We start from the raw sequence: 23,646 nt of genomic DNA, 5'->3' as shown, positions 1-23,646 counted from the left end.
CTGGGCCCCGGGCGTGGGGTCAGTCCGTCTCGCGTTCCGTGCGCTCCAGGACCGCCGCCTCGTCGAGCCACTGCCGGACGTCCGCCGCGAAGTCGCGCACGCCGACCTCGTGGTGGGCGGCCACGTAGCGGAGGGCGGGGGGCTTGTCCTCCCAGTACTTCGACGTGTCGGCGAGCCTCCGGAGGAAGATCTCGCTGCCCACCGCGTTGGTGTGGAAGGTCAGCTCCAGCTGCGCGAGGTCCCCCTCCGCGCGGAGGAGCCGGAAGCCCTGCCACGTGTAGAGGTGCCGTTCGACGTCGGGGACCGCCGAGCTGTGGACCCGCGCGCCGTCGACCGCGTACCCCCCCGCCGCGAACGCGTCGAGGACCGCCTCGTGCAGCGGCAGCGTCTCGACCAGCACCGGGTCCATGTCCGTCTGCGCCTTCGTCCCGGCGGCGTCGACCTCGGTGCTGACGCCGATGACGACTCCGAGGTCCTGGCCCCGGAAGCGGTTCGCGGGCGTCTCCCACTTCAGGCGGAAGGAGAGCGGGACCCGCTTCTCCTGGCCCTTCCTCAGCTTGAACCAGCCGCTGGCGCTGGGGTGTCCGATCGTGTCCCCGCGCCCCGCGCCGTCGCCGTCGCCCTTGTGGAAGAGCGGCGCGTTGGCCACGAGCCGGAGCTGTATGGACTCGATCTCCAGGTCGCGCTCGGGCGCCCGCACGACCACCTCGCCGCGCAGCATGCCGCCGGGCCGCACCGGTCCGGGCTCGATGATCGTGTCCACTTCGAGCGGGATCCCGCCGCCGAAAAGCCTCTTGAGAACCATGGACGCAGGCTAGTCGCCGCGACCTCCCCCGTCACCGGGAACGATCTTCTCGCCCGGAACCTCCGCGTAGGCGCTGAGGACCCGCTCCATCAGCTCCGCGTCCACCGGGTACGCGACCCCGTCGACCGCCGTCACCGGCGCGATCGTGCGCGCGTTGGCGGTGAACGCGGCCCGGAATCCCGGGAGATCGGCCAGGGCGACCGCGCGGTGGACGGACGGCAGCCGGTCCGCGAGCAGCGCCATGGTGATCCCGGTGAGGTGCGGGGCCGTCGGCCACACCAGGGAAGTGCCGTCCCAGAAGGCGATGTTGGCGACCGCGCCCTCCGCGACCTCGCCCGCCGGGGAGGTCAGCAGCGCCTCGTCGAAGCCGGCCCGGCGCGCCGCGTCGCCGTGGTACCGCTGCCCGAATCCGCCCAGGTGCTTGAGGTGGGCCGCCGGGCGCAGGTAGCCGACGGCCGTCAGGCGCTGCGGCGCGCCGGGGCCTTCGGGCGCGGCCTCGCGGACGGTCACGGCCACCAGGACGCCGGGCCCGTCCCCGTACACGTACACCCGCGCCGAGGAGTCCCGGCGCCCGGACGCCCCGACGGCCCGCGCGAGCAGCTCCCGGACCCGTCCGCCGGGCAGCGGTTCGCCGAACAGCTCGCGGGTGGCCCGGTCGAGGCGGTCGAGGTGCAGGCCGAGGCCCTTCACCCGCCCGTCGCGCACCTGCATCGCGGTGAAGTGACCGTGACCGCCCATCACGGCGGCGAGCACCCCGGGATCGGCGGCCGGAACCCCGTCGATCTCGATGTGCGCGGAAGCGGGGGTGGGGACGGGCGGTGTCGTCATGGCCTCACGGTAGCCCCGGCGACCGCCCCGGAGGCCGCCCCGGCGAACCGCTCCGGCCACCGCTCCGGAGGCCGCAGGGGACCCGTCCCCGCACCCCCTCGGGCCATACCCCCGGAGCCCTCCGGGGCCCCGCCCCCGCACCCCCTCGGGCCACTCCGAGCCGCCCCCGGAACACCCCGCCGACCCGCCGGGAAAACCCGCGCTTGACCTCAACCAAACTTGAGGTACCACGATCCTCGGCATGGACATCACGAACTCCGCCGCCGCGCAGGCCGCCGCCCCCCTGACCCTCGCCCTCGTCGTCGCCAGCGACCGCGAAGGACGCTTCGCGCCCGTCATCGCCGACTGGTTCCGCACCCGCGTCGCCGAGCGCGCCGACTTCACCCTCACCGTCCTCGACCTCGCCGAGACCCGCCTCCCCACCTCCCTCTCCTACGATCCCGATCCCGCCGTCCGCGCCGAACTCGCCCGCATCACCCCCGTCCTGGAGGCCGCCGACGCCTTCGTCGTCCTGACCCCGGAGTACAACCACTCCTTCCCGGCCTCCCTGAAGAACCTCATCGACCGCCACTACACCGAGTGGCGCGCCAAGCCCGTCGGCTTCGTCTCCTACGGCGGCATCTCCGGAGGCATCCGCGCCGTCGAGCAACTCCGCCAGGTCTACGCCGAGATGCACGCCGTCACCGTCCGCGACGGCGTCGTCCTGCCCAACGCCCACGGGCAGTTCGACGAGGAGGGGCGCTTCAAGGACCCGACCGGTCCCGAGAACGGCGCCAAGCTCATGCTCGACCAGCTCGCCTGGTGGGGACGCGCCCTCAAGGAAGCCAAGTCCGCCCGCCCGTACGCCGCGTGAGAGGCCGTCATGATCCTGCTCCGCCTCCTCGCCGGGCGGCTGCGCCCGCACCGCGCCCGGCTCGCCTTACTCGTCCTCCTCCAGCTCCTCCAGAGCCTCGCCTCGCTCACCCTGCCGGCCCTCAACGCCGGCGTCATCGACGAGGGAGTCCTCCGCGGCGACACCGGCCGCGTCCTGTCCGGCGGCGCCGTCATGGCCGGCGTCACCCTCCTCCAGGCGGCCGCGGCCGCCGCCGTCGCCTTCACCGGCGCCCGGATCGCCCTCGCCGTCGCCCGGGACCTGCGCTCCGAGGTCTTCCGCCGGATCCAGGACTTCTCCGCCCTGGAACGCGGCCGCTTCGGCACCGCCTCGCTCATCACCCGCGCCACCAACGACGTCCAGCAGGTGCAGACCTTCGCCGTCCTCGTCCTCACCATGCTCGTCGCCGCCCCGCTGCTGTGCGTGGGGGGACTCGCCATGGCGCTGCGCCAGGACGTGCCGCTCGCCCTCGTCCTGCTGCTCTTCGTCCCCGTCATGACCCTCGCCGTCGGCGCGGTCGTGCTCCGCATGCGCCCCCTCTTCCGGGGCATGCAGGAGCACATCGACCGGGTCACCCGGGTCCTGCGCGAACAGATCACCGGCGTCCGCGTCGTCCGCGCCTTCGTCCGCGACCGCCACGAGCGCACCCGCTTCGCCGCCGCCAACGCGGCCCTCCTCGACACCGGCCTGCGGGCCGGCCGGCTCCAGGCCGTCATGTACCCGGTCGTCCTGCTGATCTGGGAGGCCACCACCATCGTCCTCATCTGGGCCGGCGCCCACCGCATCGACTCCGGCGCCGTCCAGCCCGGCGCCCTCGTCGCCTTCCTCGGCTACCTCCTGCAGACCGCCATGTCCGTGATGATGGCGCTCTTCCTCCTCATGCACCTGCCCCGGGCCGAGGCCGGCGCCGCCCGCGTCCGCGAACTCCTCGACACCACCCCCTCCCTCACCCCGCCCGCCGACCCCGTCCGCACCCTCGACGGCCCCGGCCGCCTCGCCCTGGAGGACGTCACCTTCCGCTACCCCGGCGCCGAGGAGCCCGTCCTCAGCGGCGTCTCCCTGCACGCCGCCCCCGGCGAGACCACCGCGATCATCGGCTCCACCGGCAGCGGCAAGTCCACCCTCCTCGGCCTGGTGCCCCGGCTCCTCGACCCCACCGGCGGCCGGGTCCTCCTCGACGGCGCCGACGTCCGCTCCCTCGACCCCGGACTCACCGCCGCCACCGTCGGGCTCGTCCCCCAGAAGCCGTACCTCTTCGCCGGCACCGTCGCCACCAACCTCCGGTACGGCAGACCCGGCGCCACCGACGACGAGCTGTGGCACGCCCTGGAGACCGCCCAGGCCGCCGACTTCGTACGGGCACTGGACGAGGGCCTCGACGCACCCGTCACCCAGGGCGGCGCCAACCTCTCCGGAGGCCAGCGGCAGCGGCTCGCCATCGCCCGCGTCCTCGTCGCCCGCCCCCGCCTCTACCTCTTCGACGACTCCTTCTCCGCCCTCGACACCGCCACCGACGCGCGGCTGCGCGCCGCCCTGCGCCGCGAGACCGCCGGCGCCACCGTCCTCCTCGTCGCCCAGCGGGTCTCCACCATCCGCCACGCCGACCGGATCGTCGTCCTCGACCGGGGCCGCGCCGTCGGCACCGGCACCCACGAGGAACTCCTCGCGACCAGCCCGACCTACCGGGAGATCGTCCGCTCCCAGCCGACCGAGGAGGACGCCGCGTGAGCACCGCGACCGCACCCCGCCCCACCGCCCCCGCCCGCCGCGGCCCCGCCCCCCGGCAGGGCGGCGGCCCCGGAGCCCCCGGCACCCCCTCCCTGGAACGCTCCGTCCACTTCCGCGCCTCCGCCGTCCGCCTGCTGCGCACCCTCGCCCCCGACCGGGCCCGGCTCGCCGCGGCCGTCGCCACCGGCGCCGCCGCCGTCGGCCTCGCCGTCCTCAGCCCGCTCCTCCTCGGGCGCGCCACCGACCTCGTCCTCACCGGAGCCGCGGGACCGCACGGCGTCGACTTCACCGCCGTCGCCCGGCAGCTCGCCCTCGCCGGCACCGCCGTCACCGCCGCCTCCCTGCTCACCTGGGTCCAGCAGCGGCTCGTCACCGACGTCGTCCAGCGGGCCGGCCACCGGCTGCGCGAACGGGCCCAGCACAAGCTGGCCCGGCTGCCCCTCGGCTACCTCGACGGACAGCCGCGCGGCGAGGTCCTCTCCCGCGCCACCAACGACGTCGACAACGTCACCCAGACCCTCCAGCAGGCCCTCAGCCAGATGATCCGGGCGGTGCTCACCCTCCTCGGGGTGCTCGCGATGATGCTCTGGATCTCGCCGGTGCTCGCCCTCGTCGCCCTCGGCACCGTCCCCGTCTCGCTCGGCCTCGCCGCCCTCGTCGCACGCCGCGCCCAGCCCCAGTTCGCGCGGCAGTGGGCCGTCACCGGCAGGCTCGGCGGCCACACCGAGGAGACCATCACCGGCCACACCGAGGTCGTCGCCTTCGGCCGCCGCGACGAGGCCGTCCGCCGCTTCGACGAGCTCGGCGACGAGCTGTACCGGGCGGGCCTGCGCGCCCAGGTCGTCTCCGGCCTCGTCCAGCCCGCCGTCACCCTCGTCGGCAACCTCACCTACGTGCTCATCGCCGTCCTCGGCGGACTGAAGGTGGCGAGCGGCACCCTGACCGTCGGCGACGTCCAGGCGTTCGTCCAGTACTCCTACGAGTTCAACGGCCCGGTCAACCAGGTGGCCGCCATGGCCGGCCTCCTCCAGTCCGGGATCGCCTCCGCCGAGCGGGTCTTCGACCTCCTCGACGCCGAGGAGGAGCGCCCCGGCCCGGCCGCGCCCGAGAAGCCCGCCGTGCTGCGCGGCCGGGTCTCCTTCGAGCACGTCTCCTTCCGCTACGAGCCGGACCGGCCGCTCGTCGAGGACCTCTCCCTCACCGTCGAGCCCGGCAGCACGGTCGCCCTCGTCGGCCCCACCGGCGCCGGCAAGACCACCCTGGTCAACCTGCTGCTCCGGTTCCACGAGCCCACCGGCGGCCGGATCCTCCTCGACGGCACCGACACGGCCCGGATGGACCGGGAGGAGCTGCGCTCCGGCATCGGCATGGTCCTCCAGGACACCTGGCTCTTCGGCGGCACCATCGCCGAGAACATCGCTTACGGCGTCCCCGGAGAGGTCTCCCGCGAGCGGATCACCGCGGCCGCCGAGGCCGTCCACGCCGACCGGTTCATCCGCACCCTCCCGGACGGCTACGACACCGTCCTCGACGAGGACGGCGGCGGCCTCAGCGCCGGCGAGCGGCAGCTGGTCACCCTGGCCCGCGCCTTCCTGTCGGAGCCGGTGATCCTCGTCCTCGACGAGGCCACCAGCTCCGTCGACACCCGCACCGAACTCCACGTCCAGCGGGCCATGTCCGCGCTGCGGGCCGGCCGCACCAGCTTCGTCGTCGCCCACCGGCTCTCCACCGTCCGGGACGCCGACACGATCGTGGTCATGGACGGCGGCGGCATCGCCGAGCAGGGCACCCACGAGGAGCTGCTGGCCCGCGGCGGCGCGTACGCCCGGCTGCACGCGGCACAGTTCGCCCCTACGGTGGAGGCGTGATCGTCACCGTCCGCACCACCACCGACGCGCGCGCCAAGGCCGACGCCCTGGCGCGCGGCGCCGTCGAGGCCCGGCTCGCCGCGTGCGCGCAGATCTCCGGGCCCGTCACCTCCGTCTACCACTGGCGGGGCGCGATCGAGACCACCGAGGAGTGGGAGGTGGTCCTCAAGACCACCGAGGCCCGCTACCAGGCCCTCGAAGCACACCTGATCGCGGCCCACGACTACGAGACGCCCGAGATCCTCGCCACCCGGGTGACGCGGGTCGCCGAGGGGTACGCCCGCTGGGTCGAGAAGGAGACCGAGGACGCCGTCGAGCCCGAAGCCGCCGCGCACGAGGAGCGCCCGTTCTTCGTGTACGGGACGCTGCGCCCGGGCGGGTACAACCACGACCGGTTCCTCGCCGGCCGGATCGGCACCGAGGCGGACGCCGTGCTGCCGGGGGCGGTCCTGCACGACGGGCCCGGCTATCCGTACGTCGTCCCGGCGGACGGCGGCGAGGTGGCCGGCACCCTCCTCACGCCCTCGTCCGGCGACTACGGCGATCTGTTCGGCCTGCTCGACCGGCTGGAACTGCCCGCCGGGTACGAGCGGGCGGCCATGGACGTCGTACGGGTCGCGGACGGGGTCCGGCTGTCCGCCTGGGTGTACCTGGCGGCACCGGACGCGCCGCTCGGCCCGGTCATCGAGAGCGGCGACTGGTTCAGCCGGCGGTAGCTCCCCCGGCGACCGGCTCCAGCCGGACCGCACACACCTTGAACTCGGGCATCCGGGAGACCGGGTCGAGCGCCGGGTTCACCAGCGTGTTCGCCCGGCCCTCCCCGTACCAGTGGAAGGGCATGAAGACGGTGTCCGGGCGGATCGCGCCGGTGATCCGGGCCGGCGCCACCGCCCGCCCGCGCCGCGACACCACCGCCACCGGCTCGCCCTCCGCGACCCCGAGCCGCTCCGCGAGCCGCGGGTGCAGCTCCACGAAGGGACCGGGCGCGGCGGCGTTCAGCTCCGCCACCCGCCGGGTCTGCGCCCCGGACTGGTACTGGGCGACGACCCGGCCGGTGGTGAGCACCACCGGGTAGGCGGCGTCGGTCTCCTCGGCGGCCGGCCGGTGCGTCACCGGCACGAACCGGGCCCGCCCGTCGGCGGTCGCGAACCGGTCGAGGAAGAGCCGGGGCGTGCCCGCGTGGTCGCCCTCGCCGGGAGCGGTCCCGGGGCAGGGCCAGAAGACGCCCTGCTCGTCCTCGATCCGCCGGTAGCTGATGCCGGAGTAGTCGGCGGGGCCGCCCGCGGAGGCGCGGCGCAGCTCCTCGAAGACCTCCTCCGGGTCGGTGGGGAAGCCCTTCTCCCAGCCGAGGAGCCCGGCGAGCGCGTGCAGCACCTCCAGGTCGGTGCGGACGCCGGACGGCGGGGTGAGGGCGCGGCGGCGCAGCAGCACCCGCCCCTCCAGGTTGGTCATGGTGCCGGTCTCCTCGGCCCACTGGGTCACCGGGAGGACGACGTCGGCGAGGGCGGCGGTCTCGGAGAGGACCACGTCGGCGACGGCGAGGAAGTCGAGCGAGCGGAGCCGGTCCTCGACGTGGGCGGCGTGCGGCGCGGAGACGACCGGGTTGGAGCCCATCAGCAGCAGCGACCTCACCTCGCCGCCGAGCGCGTCCAGGAGCTCGTACGCGCTCCGCCCCGGCCCGGGCAGGGTCTCGGGGGCGACGCCCCACACGCCGGCGACGTGGGCGCGGGCGGCGGGGTCGTCGAGCTTGCGGTAGCCGGGCAGCTGGTCGGCCTTCTGGCCGTGCTCGCGGCCGCCCTGGCCGTTGCCCTGGCCGGTGAGGCAGCCGTAGCCGGAGAGCGGCCGGCCGGCCCGCCCGGTGGCGAGGCAGAGGTTGATCCAGGCGCCGACGGTGTCGGTGCCCTTGGACTGCTGCTCGGGACCGCGGGCGGTGAGCACCATGGAGTTCTCGGCGTCGCAGAACATCGCGACGGCCTCGCGCAGGGCGGGCACGGGGACGCCGGTGATCCGCTCGACGTGCTCGGGCCAGTGGGCCATCGCGCCGGCCCGGGCGGCCTCCCAGCCGGAGGTGCGCTCCGCGACGAACTCCTCGTCGACGCGGCCCTCGGCGACCACCAGGTGGAGCAGGCCGAGGGCGAGCGCCAGGTCGGTGCCGGGGCGGGGGGCGAGGTGGAGGTCGGCCTGCTCGGCGGTGCGGGTGCGGCGCGGGTCGACGACGATCAGCCTGCCGCCGTTCTCCTTCAGCTCGGTGAGGTAGCGGAGCGCCGGCGGCATGGTCTCGGCCAGGTTGGAGCCGACGAGGATCACGCAGCCCGTGCGCGGGATGTCCTCCAGCGGGAAGGGCAGGCCCCGGTCGAGGCCGAAGGCCCGCTGGTGGGCGGCGGCCGCGGAGGACATGCAGAAGCGGCCGTTGTAGTCGATCTGCGAGGTGGCCAGGACGAGGCGGGCGAACTTGCCGAGGGTGTACGCCTTCTCGTTGGTGAGTCCGCCGCCGCCGAAGACCCCCACGGCGTCGGGGCCGTGGTCGGCGCGGGTCCGGCGCAGCCCCTCGGCGACGGCGGAGAGGGCCTCCTCCCAGGAGGCGGGTTCGAGCGCCCCGGTGTCAGGGCGGCGGACCAGGGGCTCGGTGAGCCTGACCCGGGAGGAGAGTACGGAGGGGGCGGTGCGGCCCTTGCCGCACAGGGCGCCCCGGTTGACGGGGAAGTCGGTCCGCTCGACCACCTCGGCGGGCAGGTCCGCCGTGCCGGTCGGGCGGAGCTTCATGCCGCACTGCAGGGCGCAGTAGGGGCAGTGGGTGGGGACCGCGGTGGCGTCGGACATGCCGTCCAGGGTGCGTCGGGCGTGTTACGCCCAGCGGCGTCCCGTATTACGGGCGCGGTGCTCTCCGCTCAGGTCAGGGCCGGGGGACGGGTGAGGCCAGCGCCTCGGTGACGCCGGTCTCGCGGGGGCCGAGGAAGTGCGGTTCGGGGCGGACGGCGGCGTCGAGCGCGGCCTTGCCGGCGGCGAAGAGCTCGCGGGTGGTGCCGTAGTACCAGGTGACGTCGTGCGGTTCGGCGACGCCGACGCCGTACGAGGCCACCCCGGCCCGTTCGCACAGGGCCACGGCCCGCTTGATGTGGAAGTCCTGGGTGACGAGGACCGCCCGCTCGACGCCGAAGACCTTCCGGGCCCGGACGCAGCTGTCCCAGGTGTCGAAGCCTGCGTAGTCGCTGACGACCCGGTCGTCGGGGACGCCCCGGGCGGCGAGATAGGCGCGCATGGCGCCCGGCTCGTCGTACTCGGTCCGGCTGTTGTCGCCGGTGACGAGGAGGACCTTCACCTTGCCGGTGCGGTACAGCTCGGCGGCGGTGTCGAGCCGGTGGGCGAGGTACGGCGTCGGGCGCCCCTTCCACAGGCCGGCGCCGAAGACGACGGCGACGTCCCGGGCGGGCACGTCCGCGGTCGTCCGCAGCTTGCCCGCGGCGGCGGTGTGCATCCAGGTCGCGGGGGCGAGGGCGAGGACCGCGGCCGCCATCACGGCCTGGACGGTGCGGCGGCGGGCCCGGACGGTGCGGGGGAACCTGACCTGCATCGCGGGGCTCCAGGGGGTCGGGGAAGGGCTGTCACCCCGTCCGACGCGCTGTCGCCCGCTCCGGTTCGGCCGCGGCCCGATCCGTGCCGTACAGCACACTCGCCAGGCCCATGCCGAGGAGCATGCCGAGGAGCTGGGCGGCGGCGTAGGCGGGCACGGAGGCGGGGGCGATGCCGGTGAACGAGTCGGTGAGGGAGCGGCCGACGGTGGCCGCCGGGTTGGCGAAGGAGCCGGAGGAGGTGAACCAGATCGCGGCGCCGATGTAGCCGGCGACCGCGACCGGGGCCAGCTGGGGCCGGCCGGTGTGCCGCAGGCCCTGGACGACGAGGACGAGCCCGGCGGTGGCGACGGCCTCGCCGAGCAGCAGGTGGAGCGCGGCGCGCGGCTCGGTGGACCAGGAGCCGGGCGCGCGGCCGAACATCGCCTCGGCGAGCAGCGCGCCGGCGACGGCGCCGGCGACCTGGGCGGTGACGTAGGCGAGGACCTCGTGGCCCTCCTGCTCCCGGCGGCGGGTCCACCACTCGGAGAGGGTGACGACGGGGTTGAAGTGGGCGCCGGAGAGCGGACCGAGGAGCGCGATGAGCAGCCCGAGGCCGAGGGCGGAGGCGGTGGCGTTGGCGAGCAGCCGGACCCCGATGTCCTGGCTGAGGGAGTCGGCGCGGAGGCCGGAGCCGACGATCACGGCGACGAGGGCGGCGGTGCCGGTGAACTCGGCGGTGACGCGCTGGGGGAGCGACGCGGGGGACATTCTCATAATGGAAAAGATATTCCGTGATTCGGAACGAAAAAAGAGGGGAGGGGAGGGGTGCGCGTTCCGTACGATCCGCCGGTGATCAACAACCTCGTCCTCCGCCGCGCGGACGCCTCCGACGCCACCGCCGTCGCCGACGTCTGGCTGCGCTCCTACACCGCCGCCCTCCCCGACGTCCGCAGGGCGCACACCGACGAAGAAGTCCGCGCCTGGCTCCGGCACGTGGTCGTGCCGCACCAGGAGACCTGGGTGGCGACGGCCGAAGGGACGGTCGTCGCCATGCTGGTGCTCGACGGCGAGGACCTCGACCAGCTCTACGTCGACCCGCCCTGGCGGGGCCGGGGCGTCGGAGACCGCCTCGTGGAGCTGGCCAAGCGGCGCAGCCCGGCCGGACTGGAGCTGTGGACCTTCCAGGTCAACGCCCCGGCGCGGCGCTTCTACGAACGGCACGGCTTCGTCGCCGCCGAGCACACCGACGGCGAGCGCAACGAGGAGCGGGAGCCGGACGTCCGGTACGTGTGGCGCCCCGGAAGCTGAGCGCGCGGCCCTGACAGCCGTCCCCCCGCGCGCGTGAGCCCGGCGAAACACCCGCGTGCGGTCATGGAAAAGAGCCGTGACCGCCGCGCAACGGGCAGGCAACGTGCCCCCGCCAGGATCGGTCCATGACGGAGCCGGACAGCACGTTCGCGGACGCCGCCGCCCTGCTGGGGCGGATCGTGGAACAGCTCGGCCTCCAGCTCCGCCGGGTGCGTCCGTACGACGCCCCGGCGGGGAAGCCCGAGCAGGAGGTACGCCGCCCATGCAGCCGCTCACGCAGTTCCCCGCCCCCGGTCCCGCCGCCGCCCCCGGCGCCGGCCGGCCCCCCGCCCCCGTCCTCGTGGCCGTCGGGCACGGCAGCCGCGACCCCCGCGCGCGTGCCACCCTCGCCCGGCTCCTCACCCGGGTCCGCGAGCTCCGCCCCGGCCTCGACGTCCGCCTCGCCCACATCGAGCTGAACGCGCCGCTCCTCGACGACACCCTCACCGCCCTCGCCGCCGAGGGACGCGAGGCCGTGCTGGTCCCGCTCCTCCTCGCCCCCGGGCACCACGTCACCCACGACCTGCCCGCCGCCCTCACCGCCCTCCCCGGCCTGCGCGCCCGGACCGCCGCACCGCTCGGCCCCCACCCCCTCCTCGCCGAGGCCCTCGCCGACCGGCTCGCCGAGGCCGGCTGGACCGCCGCCGACTCCGCCTCCGCCGCCACCGGAGTCGTCCTCGCCTCCGCCGGCTCCCGCGACCCCCGATCCGCCGCCACCCTCCGCAGGATCGCCGCCGACCTCGGCGCACGCCTCGGCACCGACGGCACGCCCGTCCCCGTGCTCGCCGCCTACGCCTCCGCCGCCGCCCCCACCGTCCCCGAGGCCGTCGCCGCGCTCACCGCCCGCGGCCGCCACCGGGTCGCCGTCGCCTCCTGCTTCACCGCCCCCGGCCTCTTCGCCGTCCGCGCCGCCGCCCACGCCCCCTGGATCGCCGCCGACCCGCTCGGCGCCCACCCGGCGCTCGCCCGGCTCGTCCTGCGCCGCTACGACCGGGCCCGCACCGGCCGTCCCGCCACCCCCGCGCGGGAACTCGCGGCCATCTGAACCCTTTTGTCGGTCCCTCCGGTTACCGTCGAGACATGGCAGGCTACGACGGCACCAGCGAGACCCCCGGGTACGACCCGACCGCCACCGAGCGCTGGGCGGCCGAGCCCGACAAGCGGCCCGGCCGGACCGCCTTCCAGCGCGACCGCGCCCGCGTGCTGCACTCCGCCGCCCTGCGCCGGCTCGCCGGCAAGACCCAGGTCGTCACCCCCGGCACCCGGGGCCACGCCTGGGACGCCAGCCCCCGCACCCGGCTCACCCACTCCCTGGAGTGCGCCCAGGTCGGCCGCGAACTCGGCGCCGCCCTCGGCTGCGACCCCGACCTCGTCGAAGCCGCCTGCCTCTCCCACGACATGGGCCACCCGCCCTTCGGGCACAACGGCGAACAGGCGCTCAACGACGTCGCCAAGGACTGCGGCGGCTTCGAGGGCAACGCCCAGTCGCTCCGCCTCCTCACCCGCATCGAGCCCAAGCGCTTCGTCCCCGGCCCCGACGGCGAGCCGGCCTCCGTCGGCCTCAACCTCACCCGCGCCGCCCTCGACGCCGCCACCAAGTACCCCTGGCCGCGCGGCGGTCACCCCACCGACCCCGGCTCCTCCAAGTTCGGGGTGTACGAGGACGACCTGCCCGTCTTCGAGTGGATCCGGCGCGGCGCCCCCGACCAGCGCAAGTGCTTCGAGGCCGAGGTGATGGACTGGTCCGACGACGTCGCCTACTCCGTCCACGACTTCGAGGACGGCCTGCACGCCGGCCACATCGACCCCAACCTGCTCTACGCCGAGCCCGAGCGCGCCGACATCTTCGCCGTCGCCATCGGCCGCTACGTCCCCGAGGACACCGACCCGGCCGAACTCGCCGAAGCCCTCGACCGCCTCGTCGACCAGGACTGGTGGCCGCACGGCTACGACGGCTCCGCCGCCGCCCAGGCCCGCCTCAAGGACGCCACCAGCCAGCTCATCGGCCGCTTCTGCCTCGCCGCCGAGGGCGCCACCCGCCAGGCGTACGGCACCGGCCGCCTCACCCGCTACGGCGCCGAACTCGTCGTCCCCCGCCCCATCCGCAACGAGTGCGCCGTCCTCAAGGCCGTCGCCGACCGGTACGTCATGCAGCGCGCCGAACAGGAGGCGCTCCGCGCCGACCAGCGGATCGTCGTCGCCGAACTCGCCGAGGCGCTCGTCGCCCGCGCCCCCGACGGCCTCGAACCGCAGTTCCGCGCCCTGTTCGCCGCCGCGCCCGACGACCGTTCCCGCAAGCGGGTGATCGTCGACCAGATCGCCTCCCTCACCGACGCCTCCGCCCGCGCCCTCCACGCCCGCCTCCGCACCCCGGGCCTCTAGGGGCCGTTGGCCCTCTTTCGCCGTCCGGCGTCGTGCGGGACCCTCGCATGCACGTCCAGGGGCGGTGCCGCCCGGGCCCGGCCCGGAGGCGTAGCGTAGAGAACCGGTCGGAACGAGGAGGAATCAACGTGGTCGACGCAGATCAGACCTTTGTCATCGTCGGCGGGGGCCTGGCCGGCGCCAAGGCGGCCGAGACGCTCCGCGCGGAGGGCTTCAACGGCCGGGTGATCCTCATCGGCGACGAACGCGACCACCCCTACGAACGCCCCCCGCTCTCCAAGGGCTATCTCCTCGGCAAGAAGGACCGGGACTCCGTCCTCGTCCACGAACCCGCCTGGTACGCGGCCCACGACGTGGAGCTCCACCTCGGCCAGACCGTCACCTCCATCGACCGGGACGCCCGCACTGTCCGCCTCGGCGACGGCACCGTCATCCGCTACGACAAGCTGCTCCTCGCCACCGGCTCCGAGCCCCGCCGCCTCGACATCCCCGGCACCGGCCTCGCCGGCGTCCACCACCTGCGCCGCCTCTCCCACTCCGAGCGGCTCCGCGACGAGCTCAAGGCCCTCGGCCGGGACAACGGCCACCTCGTCATCGCCGGCGCCGGCTGGATCGGCCTGGAGGTCGCCGCCGCCGCCCGCACCTACGGCGCCGAGGTCACCGTCGTCGAGGCCGACCCCACCCCGCTCCACCGCGTCCTCGGCCCCGAGCTCGGCCAGCTCTTCGCCGACCTCCACACCCAGCACGGCGTCCGCTTCCACTTCGGCGCCCGCATCACCGAGATCACCGGCCAGGACGGCATGGTCCTCGCCGTCCGCACCGACGACGGCGAGGAGCACCCCGCCCACGCCGTCCTCGTCGCCATCGGCGCCGCCCCCCGCGCCGTCCTCGCCGAGAACGCCGGCCTCGCCCTCGTCGACCGCGCCGACGGCGGCGGCATCGCCGTCGACGCCTCCCTGCGCACCTCCGACCCCGACATCCACGCGGCCGGTGACGTCGCCGCCTTCGACCACCCCTTCCTCCACCACCGCATCCGCGTCGAGCACTGGGCCAACGCCCTCAACGGCGGCCCCGCCGCCGCCCGCGCCATGCTCGGCCAGCAGGTCTCCTACGACCGGATCCCCTACTTCTTCACCGACCAGTACGACCTCGGCATGGAGTACTCGGGCTGGGCGCCCCCGGGCTCGTACGACCAGGTCGTGGTCCGCGGCGACACCGGAAAGCGCGAGTTCATCGCCTTCTGGCTGAGCGAGGGCCGGGTGATCGCCGGCATGAACGTGAACGTGTGGGACGTCACAGAGCCCATCCAGGAGCTCATCCGCTCCCGCGCCACCGTGGACCCGGACGCCCTCTGCGACCCCTCCGTCGCCCTGGAGACCCTCGCCCGGCCGCGGCGGTGACACTCCCGGGGGGCGACCCCCGGACCCCCGTACACTGGCCTGCGTGGCAGGCAGGATCAACGATGACGACGTGAAGGCGGTCCGGGACGCGGTCCCGATCGACTCCGTGGTGTCCGAGTACCTCCAGCTCCGCAACGCCGGCGGCGGGAACCTCAAGGGACTCTGCCCCTTCCACGACGAGAAGTCGCCCTCCTTCCAGGTCAGCCCCAGCAAGGGACTCTTCCACTGCTTCGGCTGCCAGGAGGGCGGCGACACCATCGCCTTCGTGATGAAGATCGACCACCTCTCCTTCTCGGAGACGGTCGAGCGCCTCGCCGCCAAGGCCGGCATCACCCTCCGCTACGAGGAGGGCGGCTACAACCCCGGCCACCAGCGCGGCGAGCGCATCCGCCTGATCGAGGCCCACAAGATCGCCGCCGAGTTCTACGTCGGCCAACTCGCCTCCCCCGAGGCCGAGATCGGCCGCACGTTCCTCGCCGAGCGCGGCTTCGACCAGGCCGCCGCCGAGCACTTCGGCGTCGGCTACTCCCCGGCCGGCTGGGACCACCTCACCCGCTTCCTCCGCGGCAAGGGCTTCTCCGACAAGGAACTGATCGTCTCCGGCCTCTCCCAGGAAGGCCGCCGCGGCCCCATCGACCGCTTCCGCGGCCGCCTCATGTGGCCCATCCGCGACGTCGGCGGCGAGATCGTCGGCTTCGGCGCCCGCCGGCTGCGCGAGGACGACAACGGCCCCAAGTACCTCAACACCCCCGAGACCCCGGTCTACAAGAAGTCCCAGGTCCTCTACGGCGTCGACCTCGCCAAGAAGGAGATCGCCAAGACCAGCCGGGCCGTCGTCGTCGAGGGCTACACCGACGTCATGGCCTGCCACCTGGCCGGCGTCACCACCGCCATCGCCACCTGCGGCACCGCCTTCGGCGGCGAGCACATCAAGATCCTCCGCCGGCTCCTCATGGACAACGGCTCGGCCCGCGTCATCTTCACCTTCGACGGCGACGCGGCCGGCCAGAAGGCCGCCCTGCGCGCTTTCGAGGACGACCAGAAGTTCGCCGCCGAGACGTACATCGCCATCGCCCCCGACGGCATGGACCCCTGCGAGCTGCGCCTCGCCAAGGGCGACGATGCCGTCGCCGACCTGGTCGAGCCCCGCACCCCGCTCTTCGAGTTCGCCCTCCGCCAGATCGTGAACCGCTACGACCTGGACACCCCGGCCGGCCGGGCCGCCGCCCTCGACGAGGCCGCCCCCGTCGTCGCCAAGATCAAGAACGTCGCCTCCCAGCACGAGGTCGCCGTCCAGCTGGCCGGCCTCGTCGGCATCCTCGACACCCAGTTCGTCGTCCGCCGGGTCGCCCAGATCGCCCGCTGGCAGCGCGGCGGCGGCAAGGAGCAGGGCGGACCGCAGCGCGGCGACGGACGGCAGCAGCGCACGTACGGCGACGTCCAGGCCCCCAGCGGCCCCGCCGGGCCCGCGCTCAACCTGCGCAGCCCCGCCCACCGCACCGAGCGCGAACTCCTCAAGCTCGCCCTCCAGTACCCGGCCCTCGTCTCCCCGGCCTTCGACGCCTACGGCACCGACGAGTTCACCGCCCCGCCCTACGCCGCCGTCCGCCAGTGCGTCCAGGACGCGGGCGGCGCCGACGGAGCCCCCGCCGACTACCTCGACGCCGTCCGCGAGGCCGCGCCGAACGACACCGTCCGCGCCCTCGTCACCGAACTCGCCGTCGAGGCGATCTTCGCCAAGACCATCGACGAGGTGTACGCGGGCGCCCAGCTGGTCCAGGTCCGCCTCCGCGCCGTCGACCGGCGCATCCGCGACGTCCAGGGCACCCTCGCCCGCCTCGGCGCCCACGGCGACGCCGAACGGCACGCCGCCGTCCAGAACGAGCTGTGGGTCCTCACCCAGTACGGGCAGTCCCTCCGCAACCACGGCGCCGCCGCCCTCTGACCTACAGTCGGTCACCGCGCGGATCCAAAAAGTCATCGCACGCCCCTCGTGGCGGCGATGTGTCGTACCCCACACTGGGCCGGGTGACGGTGCCGTTCCGCCCCCTCCTGGAGGTCGCCCGCCGTGCAGACCGAGATCCAGACCACCGAACCGGACGAGCGCGACGGGCTCCCCGAGCTCCCCGCACCGCTCCCCGAGGTCCCGGCCCAGCGGCGCCGCACCAGTGACCCGGGCGGCCACGGCCCCTCCGCCGACCTCTTCCGCCAGTACCTCCGCGAGATCGGCCGCATCCCCCTCCTCAGCGCGGAGGAGGAGGTCGACCTGGCCCGCCGCGTCGAGGCCGGCCTCTTCGCCGAGGAGAAACTGGCCCGCACCCCCGACCTCGACTCGCAGCTCGCGTACGACCTCGACCGGCTCGTCGTCCTCGGCCGGATCGCCAAGCGGAAGCTCATCGAGGCCAACCTCCGCCTCGTCGTCTCCGTCGCCAAGCGGTACGTCGGCCGCGGCCTGACCATGCTCGACCTCGTCCAGGAGGGCAACCTCGGCCTCATCCGGGCCGTCGAGAAGTTCGACTACGCGCGCGGCTACAAGTTCTCCACCTACGCCACCTGGTGGATCCGCCAGGCGATGTCCCGGGCCCTCGCCGACCAGGCCCGGACCATCCGCGTCCCCGTCCACGTCGTCGAGCTGATCAACCGGGTCATCCGGGTCCAGCGCCACATGCTCCAGGAACGCGGCTGCGAGCCCACCGCCGAGGAGGTCGCCGCCCACCTCGACCTCACCCCCGAACGGGTCGTCGAGGTCCTCCGCCTCGCCCAGGAACCCGTCTCCCTGCACACCCCCGTCGGCGAGGAGGAGGACGTCGACCTCGGCGACCTCATCGAGGACGGCGACGCCGCCTCGCCCGTCGAGTCCGCCGCCTTCCTGCTGCTCCGCCGCCACCTGGAGGACGTCCTGTCCACCCTCGGCGAGCGCGAGCGCAAGGTCGTCCAGCTCCGCTACGGCCTCGACGACGGCCGCCCCCGCACCCTGGAGGAGATAGGGCGGCTCTTCGGCGTCACCCGCGAACGCATCCGCCAGATCGAGTCCAAGACCCTCGGCAAGCTCCGCGACCACACCTACGCCGACCAGCTGCGCGGCTACCTGGACTGAGCACGCCCGAAGGGCCCGCGCCGCCCCCGGCACGGGCCCTCCGGAGCGGACGGACGCCCGGTCAGTCGACCTCGGCGACCGCCTCCGCGAACTGCGCCGCGTACAGCCGGGCGTAGGCCCCGCCGGCGACCAGCAGCTCCTCGTGCGTGCCCTGCTCCACGATCGAGCCGTTCTCCATCACCAGGATCACGTCCGCGTCCCGGATCGTGGAGAGCCGGTGCGCGATGACGAAGGAGGTACGGCCCTCGGCCAGCCGGGCCATCGCCTTCTGGATCAGCACCTCGGTCCGGGTGTCCACCGAGCTCGTCGCCTCGTCGAGGACGAGGATCACCGGGTCCGACAGGAAGGCCCGGGCGATGGTGATCAGCTGCTTCTCGCCCGCGCTGACCGCCGCGCCGTCGTCGTCCACCACGGTGTCGTACCCGTCCGGCAGGGTGCGGACGAAGCGGTCGGCGTGGGCCGCCCGCGCGGCCTTCTCGACCTCCGCCCGGGTCACCTCGCGGGGGGCGCCGTACGCGATGTTGTCGGCGATCGTCCCGCCGAAGAGCCAGGTGTCCTGGAGGACCATGCCGATCCCGGCCCGCAGCTCCTCCCGGGAGATCGCCGCGATGTCCACGCCGTCCAGCGTGATCCGGCCGCCGGTCACCTCGTAGAACCGCATGAGGAGGTTGACCAGCGTCGTCTTGCCGGCGCCGGTCGGGCCGACGATCGCGACCGTCTGGCCCGGCTCCACGGCGAGCGACAGGTCCTCGATGAGCGGCTTGTCGGCCTCGTAGCGGAAGGAGACGTGCTCCAGGGCGACCTTGCCCTTGACGTCGCGCGGCTCCTCGGAGGCCGGCGCGTCCGGCCGCTGCTCCTCGGCGTCGAGCAGCTCGAAGATCCGCTCCGCCGAGGCGACCCCCGACTGCACCAGGTTGGCCATCGACGCCACCTGCGTCAGCGGCATCGAGAACTGGCGCGAGTACTGGATGAACGCCTGCACGTCACCGATGGAGAGCGTGCCGCTCGCCACCCGCAGTCCGCCGACCACCGCCACGAGCACGTAGTTGATGTTCGAGACGAAGAACATCACCGGCTGCATCATGCCGCTGGTGAACTGGGCCTTGAAACCGGCCTCGTACAGCGCCTCGTTCTGCTCCCGGAAGCCCTGCGCGGCCTCGTCCTGCCGGCCGAAGACCTTCACCAGGGTGTGCCCGGTGTACATCTCCTCCACGTGCGCGTTGAGCGCGCCCGTCGACTTCCACTGCTGCACGAAGTGCGGCTGCGAGCGCTTGCCGATCCGCGCCGCGACGACCACCGACACCGGCACCGTGACCAGCGCCACCAGGGCGAGCAGCGGCGAGATCCAGAACATCATCGCCAGCACGCCGACGATCGTGAGCAGCGAGTTGATGAGCTGGCCCATCGACTGCTGGAGGGTCTGCCCGACGTTGTCGAGGTCATTGGTCGCCCGCGACAGCACCTCGCCGCGCTTCGCCCTGTCGAAGTACGACAGCGGCAGCCGCGACAGCTTCGTCTGCACGTCCTCGCGCATCCGGTACACGGTCCGGTTGATCACCGTGATCGACATCCGGGTGGAGACCAGCATCAGCAGGCCCGCCGCCACGTACACCGCGAGGGCGAGGAGCAGCACCTCGCCGACGGCGCCGAAGTCGATGCCCTGCCCGGGGGTGAAGTCGACCCCGGACAGCATGTCGGCCATTCCGCCGTCGCCGTCGGCCCGCAGCTTCGCCAGGGCCTCCGCCTTCGTCACGCCCTCGGGCATCCGCCGCCCGACCACGCCCGCGAAGACCAGGTCGGTCGCCCGCCCCAGGATCTTGGGGCCGACCACCGCGCCGGCCACCGACAGCACACCGGCGACCAGCATCACCCAGAGCGCGGTGCGCTCCGGCGCCAGCTGCCGCAGCAGCCGCTTCGACGACCCCTTGAAGTCCATCGACCGCTCACCCGGGGTGCCCCCGGCCATCATGCGTCCGCCAGGACCGGCCATCAGGCTGCCTCCGCCTCGGTCAGCTGGGAGAGCACGATCTCCCGGTACGTCGCGTTCCCCGCCATCAGCTCGTGGTGCCGTCCGGTGCCGACGACCCGGCCCTCGTCGAGGACCACGATCCGGTCGGCGTCCCGGATGGTCGAGACCCGCTGGGCGACGATCACCACGGTCGCGTCGGAGGTCTCGTCGGAGAGCGCCGCCCGCAGCCGGGCGTCCGTCTCGTAGTCGAGCGCCGAGAACGAGTCGTCGAAGAGGTAGATCTCCGGCCGCTGGACGAGCGTCCGCGCGATCGCGAGCCGCTGCCGCTGGCCGCCGGAGACGTTGGTGCCGCCCTGGGCGACGGGCGCCTCCAGACCGCGTTCGAGGCCCCGCACGAAGTCGGCCGCCTGTGCCACCTCCAGCGCGTGCCACAGCTCCTCGTCGGTCGCGTCCGGGTTGCCGTAGCGCAGGTTCGACGCCACCGTCCCCGAGAACAGGTACGGCTTCTGCGGCACGAGCCCGACCGTCCGCGCCATCAGCGCCGGGTCCAGCGTCCGCACGTCGACGCCGTCGACCAGCACCTCGCCGCCGGTCACGTCGAAGAGCCGGGGCACCAGGCCGAGCAGGGTCGACTTGCCGGAGCCGGTCGAGCCGATGATCGCGGTGGTCTCGCCGGGCCGCGCCACCAGCTCCACGTCCTGGAGCACGGACTCCTCGGCGCCCGGGTAGCGGAAGTCCGCCGCCCTGACCTCAAGGTGCCCGCGCCGGCCGAGCGTCGTCACCGGCTCGGCGGGCGGCACCACGCTGGACGAGGTCCCGAGGACCTCCTCGATGCGCTCGGCGCAGACCTCGGCGCGCGGCACCATCATGAACATGAAGGTGGCCATCATGACCGCCATCACGATCTGCATCAGATAGGCGAGGAAGGCGGTCAGCGCGCCGATCTCCATCCCGCCGCTGTCGATGCGGTGGGCGCCGAACCAGACCACGGCCACGCTGGACACGTTCACGACCGTCATCACGGTCGGGAACATCAGCGCCATCAGGCGGCCGGTCGCCGTCGACACGTCGGTCAGCTCGGCGTTGGCGCCGCGGAAGCGCTCCTCCTCGTACCCGTCCTTCACGAAGGCGCGGATCACCCGGTTGCCGGTGATCTGCTCGCGCAGCACCCGGTTCACCGTGTCGAGGCGCTCCTGCATGGTCCGGAAGAGCGGCCGCATCCGCTTCACGATCAGCGACACCGAGACGCCGAGCACCGGCACCACCGCGAGCAGCACGCCGGAGAGCGGCACGTCCTGGCCGAGGGCCATCACGATGCCGCCGACACACATGATGGGCGCGGAGACCATCAGGGTGAACGCCATCAGGACCAGCATCTGGACCTGCTGGACGTCGTTGGTCGTCCGGGTGATCAGCGAGGGCGCGCCGAACTGCCCGAGCTCCCGCGCCGAGAAGGACTGCACCCGGTCGTAGACGGCGCCGCGCACGTCCCGGCCGACGGCCGAGGCGGTCCGGGCGCCGTAGTACACGGCGCCGATGTTGCACAGCACCTGGACCACGGAGACGCCGATCATCAGCGCGCCGAACCGCAGGATGTAGCCGGTGTCCCCGTCGACGACGCCCTTGTCGATGATGTCGGCGTTCAGGGTCGGCAGGTAGAGGCTCGCGCAGGTCGCCAGGAACTGGAGCAGGACGAGCAGGGCGATGGGTTTTCGATAGGGCCGCAGATGGGTTCGGAGAAGTCTTATGAGCACGGTTCCCACTATCGCCCGGGGGCCCGAACCGTTACGACCGGTCAGGGGCCCTGGGCCCAGCCCTGGTGAAGACTTTACGAACCGTCCCGCGGCCCTTCCCCCGCGTGCCGTCAGGCGTCGAACGCCCCCGGGTGGATCTGCTCCCGCGCCGCCGTGAACTGCTGGCGCACCGCCTGGCCCACCGGCAGTTCGTCGCCCGGCTCCAGGATCTGCGCGGCGGCGCCCTGCCAGGCCGGGGGAGTGGACGGCGCCAGGGTCCCGCGGGCCACGCCCAGCGCCCAGGCGGCCTGCCGGGCGGCGCCGAGCGCGGCGTACTCGGCCGGCTGGGGGACGACGACCTGGGCGCCGAAGAGCGCGGGTGCCAGGGCCTGGACGGCGGGCAGCGAGGCCGCCGCGCCGAGCAGGAAGATCCGCCGGACCTCGACCCCGCGCCCGCGCACCACGTCCAGGGCGTCGGCGAGCCCGCACAGCATGCCCTCGAAGGCGGCCCGGGCGAGGTGCTCGGGCCGCATCGACTCGCGGCGCAGCCCGGTGAGGGTGCCGGCGGTGTGCGGCAGGTTCGGGGTCCGCTCGCCCTCCAGGTAGGGGAGGAGCACGAGGCCGGAGGAGCCCGGCGTGGACTTCAGGGCCAGCGCGGACAGTTCGTCCAGCGACTCCGCGCCGAGCATCTCGGCGGTGCCGCGCAGGGTCCGGACCGCGTTGGTGACGGAGACGACCGGCAGGTGCATGCCGGCGGCGTCGGCGTACGAGGTGACGGAGGCGCCGGGCCGGTCCAGGGCCTCGTGGTGGACGGCCATGACGGAGCCGGAGGCGCCGAGCGAGACGACGGCGTCGCCGGCGCCGAGCCCGAGCCCGAAGGCGGCGGCCATGGTCTCGCCGGTGCCGGCCGAGATCAGCAGCCCCTCGGGGGTGGTGCCGGCCGGCTGGGCGGGGGCGAGGACCTCGGGCAGCGCGATGGAGTGCCCGAGCGCCAGCTCGACGAGGTCGGGGCGGTAGGCGCCGGTGCGGGCGGACCAGTAGCCGGTGCCGGAGGCGGCGCCGCGGTCGGTGGTGCGGCGGGCGGGGCGGCCGAGGAGCTGCCAGACCAGCCAGTCGTGCGGCTGGAGGACGGCGGCGGTCCGTGCGGCGTGCTCGGGTTCGTTCCGGGCGAGCCAGCGCAGTTTCGCGATGGGCAGCGCGGACTGCGGCACCGTGCCGACGGCCTCGGCCCAGGCGTCGCGCCCGCCGAGCGCCTCGACGAGGTCGGCGGCGGCGACCTGGGCCCGCTTGTCGTTGCCGACCAGGGCGGGCCGCACCAGGCCGCCCTGGGCGTCGAGCGGCACGACGCCGTGCGCCTGGGCGGAGACGCCGATGGCCTCCACGCCTTCGAGGAGGCCGCCGGTCGCGGCCTCCCCGAGCGAGAGGAGCCAGGTCTGCGGGTCGACGTCGGTGGCCTTGGCGTCGACCGGGTGCGGGGCATGGCCCTGCCTGAGTACGGCGCCCGTGTCCGTGTCACAGACGACGATGCGCGTGGCGTCCGAAGAGCTGTCGAGTCCCGCGACTATCCCCATGGGATCCGATTCTGCCGCACGCGGGGCCCGTACGGGTCAGGTGTTGCTGGTGCCCCAGTCGTCGTCCTCGGTGACCTGCCCGTTGGAGTGGACGCGTCCGCGCAGGGCGGACACGCGGTCGGTGACGGAGGCCGGCAGGTGGTCGCCCACCTTGTCGCCGACCAGGTGGGCCGCCTTCCCGGCGTACTGCCGGCCGGTCTGCGCGGCGGACTCGGCGGCGTTGCGCACGGCCGGGTTCCGCGCGAAGTCCTTGGCGGACTTCTTCATCCGCTCGTACCGCTCGCGTCCCGCGCGCGTCCCGATCACGTAACCGAGCGCGAGACCCGCGACGAACGTCAGCTTGTACCGCACGCTGCGATCCTTCCCTGGAGGGCCCTGGGGATGTCCTGGGGATACCGATTGGCGGAGCACCCCCCTGCTTGCGCTAATGTATGTCTCGCAGCGAGCGCCCGCCGCCCGGGAGAACCCGGGCAGGACCGTTCGGTGCACCGCAGCA

18 protein-coding genes and 1 pseudogene are annotated in these 23,646 nt (G+C 74.0%); 10 read left to right on the top strand and 9 right to left on the bottom strand.

Annotated elements, in window-relative coordinates:
* Positions 1–19 precede the first annotated feature (19 nt).
* Both ACFVU3_RS16700 and ACFVU3_RS16695 read right to left on the bottom strand, forming a co-directional pair.
* Positions 20–805, bottom strand: coding sequence for a sporulation protein (locus tag ACFVU3_RS16700; protein WP_390066738.1), 786 nt, complete (start codon positions 803–805; stop codon positions 20–22).
* A 9-nt stretch (positions 806–814) separates the two neighbouring features.
* Complete coding sequence (locus ACFVU3_RS16695; protein ID WP_390066736.1) at positions 815–1,633, bottom strand: aminotransferase class IV; 819 nt, start codon at positions 1,631–1,633, stop codon at positions 815–817.
* Between the two features lie 241 nt (positions 1,634–1,874).
* On the opposite strand from ACFVU3_RS16695, the gene ACFVU3_RS16690 reads away from it, so the two are divergent.
* The 4 genes from ACFVU3_RS16690 to cutA are packed head-to-tail and all read left to right on the top strand — an operon-like array spanning position 1,875 to position 6,816.
* On the top strand, positions 1,875–2,486 hold the full coding sequence (locus tag ACFVU3_RS16690) for an NADPH-dependent FMN reductase (RefSeq protein ID WP_390066734.1): 612 nt from the start codon (positions 1,875–1,877) through the stop codon (positions 2,484–2,486).
* A gap of 12 nt (positions 2,487–2,498) precedes the next feature.
* Entirely contained in the window at positions 2,499–4,232 is a 1,734-nt protein-coding gene (locus ACFVU3_RS16685) for an ABC transporter ATP-binding protein (RefSeq protein ID WP_390066929.1), read from the top strand.
* Positions 4,229–6,100: an ABC transporter ATP-binding protein gene (locus tag ACFVU3_RS16680; RefSeq protein WP_390066732.1), complete on the top strand. Its 1,872-nt coding sequence runs from the start codon at positions 4,229–4,231 to the stop codon at positions 6,098–6,100. The genes ACFVU3_RS16685 and ACFVU3_RS16680 overlap by 4 nt, the downstream gene beginning before the upstream one ends.
* On the top strand, positions 6,097–6,816 hold the full coding sequence (cutA, locus tag ACFVU3_RS16675; protein ID WP_390066730.1) for a divalent cation tolerance protein CutA: 720 nt from the start codon (positions 6,097–6,099) through the stop codon (positions 6,814–6,816). The genes ACFVU3_RS16680 and cutA overlap by 4 nt, the downstream gene beginning before the upstream one ends.
* On the opposite strand, the gene ACFVU3_RS16670 is transcribed toward cutA, so the two are convergent.
* The 3 genes from ACFVU3_RS16670 to ACFVU3_RS16660 form a co-directional block, all read right to left on the bottom strand.
* Positions 6,803–8,920 carry a molybdopterin oxidoreductase family protein gene (locus ACFVU3_RS16670; RefSeq protein ID WP_390066729.1) on the bottom strand — a complete coding sequence of 706 codons (2,118 nt, stop codon included), beginning with the start codon at positions 8,918–8,920 and terminating at the stop codon, positions 6,803–6,805. The two genes, cutA and ACFVU3_RS16670, sit on opposite strands and share 14 nt — an antisense overlap.
* Before the next feature lie 73 nt (positions 8,921–8,993).
* A complete protein-coding gene (locus ACFVU3_RS16665; RefSeq protein WP_390066727.1) occupies positions 8,994–9,671 on the bottom strand; it encodes a vancomycin high temperature exclusion protein in 678 nt (225 codons plus the stop codon).
* A 31-nt stretch (positions 9,672–9,702) separates the two neighbouring features.
* On the bottom strand, positions 9,703–10,425 hold the full coding sequence (locus ACFVU3_RS16660) for an aquaporin (RefSeq protein ID WP_390066725.1): 723 nt from the start codon (positions 10,423–10,425) through the stop codon (positions 9,703–9,705).
* A 75-nt stretch (positions 10,426–10,500) separates the two neighbouring features.
* Between ACFVU3_RS16660 and ACFVU3_RS16655 the strand changes: the two genes are divergently transcribed.
* The 6 genes and pseudogenes from ACFVU3_RS16655 (at position 10,501) to ACFVU3_RS16630 (ending at position 17,877) form a co-directional block, all read left to right on the top strand.
* Entirely contained in the window at positions 10,501–10,959 is a 459-nt protein-coding gene (locus ACFVU3_RS16655; RefSeq protein ID WP_390066724.1) for a GNAT family N-acetyltransferase, read from the top strand.
* Positions 10,960–11,221: 262 nt separating this feature from the next.
* Positions 11,222–12,043: a sirohydrochlorin chelatase gene (locus ACFVU3_RS16650; protein WP_390066722.1), complete on the top strand. Its 822-nt coding sequence runs from the start codon at positions 11,222–11,224 to the stop codon at positions 12,041–12,043.
* A gap of 35 nt (positions 12,044–12,078) precedes the next feature.
* On the top strand, positions 12,079–13,380 hold the full coding sequence (locus tag ACFVU3_RS16645) for a deoxyguanosinetriphosphate triphosphohydrolase (RefSeq protein ID WP_390066721.1): 1,302 nt from the start codon (positions 12,079–12,081) through the stop codon (positions 13,378–13,380).
* A gap of 128 nt (positions 13,381–13,508) precedes the next feature.
* Entirely contained in the window at positions 13,509–14,780 is a 1,272-nt protein-coding gene (locus tag ACFVU3_RS16640; protein ID WP_390066719.1) for an NAD(P)/FAD-dependent oxidoreductase, read from the top strand.
* A gap of 43 nt (positions 14,781–14,823) precedes the next feature.
* A complete protein-coding gene (gene dnaG, locus ACFVU3_RS16635) occupies positions 14,824–16,725 on the top strand; it encodes a DNA primase (protein ID WP_390066718.1) in 1,902 nt (633 codons plus the stop codon).
* Positions 16,722–17,877, top strand: a pseudogene (locus tag ACFVU3_RS16630) (RNA polymerase sigma factor). The gene dnaG and the pseudogene ACFVU3_RS16630 overlap by 4 nt, the downstream one beginning before the upstream one ends.
* Positions 17,878–17,938: 61 nt before the next feature.
* Here ACFVU3_RS16630 and ACFVU3_RS16625 read toward each other — a convergent pair.
* The 4 genes from ACFVU3_RS16625 to ACFVU3_RS16610 form a co-directional block, all read right to left on the bottom strand.
* Positions 17,939–19,867, bottom strand: a complete 1,929-nt coding sequence (locus tag ACFVU3_RS16625) for an ABC transporter ATP-binding protein (protein ID WP_390066716.1) — start codon at positions 19,865–19,867, stop codon at positions 17,939–17,941.
* Complete coding sequence (locus ACFVU3_RS16620; protein WP_390066714.1) at positions 19,867–21,600, bottom strand: ABC transporter ATP-binding protein; 1,734 nt, start codon at positions 21,598–21,600, stop codon at positions 19,867–19,869. The genes ACFVU3_RS16625 and ACFVU3_RS16620 overlap by 1 nt, the downstream gene beginning before the upstream one ends.
* A gap of 110 nt (positions 21,601–21,710) precedes the next feature.
* Positions 21,711–23,150, bottom strand: a complete 1,440-nt coding sequence (locus ACFVU3_RS16615; protein WP_390066712.1) for an FGGY family carbohydrate kinase — start codon at positions 23,148–23,150, stop codon at positions 21,711–21,713.
* Between the two features lie 36 nt (positions 23,151–23,186).
* Positions 23,187–23,501 (bottom strand): YtxH domain-containing protein, encoded by a 315-nt coding sequence (locus tag ACFVU3_RS16610; protein ID WP_390066710.1) that lies wholly within the window; start codon positions 23,499–23,501, stop codon positions 23,187–23,189.
* Positions 23,502–23,646 lie beyond the last annotated feature (145 nt).

Origin of the sequence: Streptomyces sp. NPDC058052, assembly GCF_042885515.1 — a bacterium.
GTDB lineage: Bacteria > Actinomycetota > Actinomycetes > Streptomycetales > Streptomycetaceae > Streptomyces.
This window is presented reverse-complemented; position numbering and strand designations above follow the sequence as displayed.

Coding starts and splice junctions, on each gene's coding strand:
- ACFVU3_RS16665 (WP_390066727.1), bottom strand. CDS start 9,671: ATGCAGGTCAGGTTCCCCCGCACCGTCCGGGCCCGCCGCCGCACCGTC.
- ACFVU3_RS16645 (WP_390066721.1), top strand. CDS start 12,079: ATGGCAGGCTACGACGGCACCAGCGAGACCCCCGGGTACGACCCGACC.
- ACFVU3_RS16625 (WP_390066716.1), bottom strand. CDS start 19,867: ATGGCCGGTCCTGGCGGACGCATGATGGCCGGGGGCACCCCGGGTGAG.
- ACFVU3_RS16615 (WP_390066712.1), bottom strand. CDS start 23,150: ATGGGGATAGTCGCGGGACTCGACAGCTCTTCGGACGCCACGCGCATC.
- ACFVU3_RS16650 (WP_390066722.1), top strand. CDS start 11,222: ATGCAGCCGCTCACGCAGTTCCCCGCCCCCGGTCCCGCCGCCGCCCCC.
- ACFVU3_RS16660 (WP_390066725.1), bottom strand. CDS start 10,425: ATGAGAATGTCCCCCGCGTCGCTCCCCCAGCGCGTCACCGCCGAGTTC.
- ACFVU3_RS16670 (WP_390066729.1), bottom strand. CDS start 8,920: ATGTCCGACGCCACCGCGGTCCCCACCCACTGCCCCTACTGCGCCCTG.
- ACFVU3_RS16700 (WP_390066738.1), bottom strand. CDS start 805: ATGGTTCTCAAGAGGCTTTTCGGCGGCGGGATCCCGCTCGAAGTGGAC.
- ACFVU3_RS16690 (WP_390066734.1), top strand. CDS start 1,875: ATGGACATCACGAACTCCGCCGCCGCGCAGGCCGCCGCCCCCCTGACC.
- ACFVU3_RS16695 (WP_390066736.1), bottom strand. CDS start 1,633: ATGACGACACCGCCCGTCCCCACCCCCGCTTCCGCGCACATCGAGATC.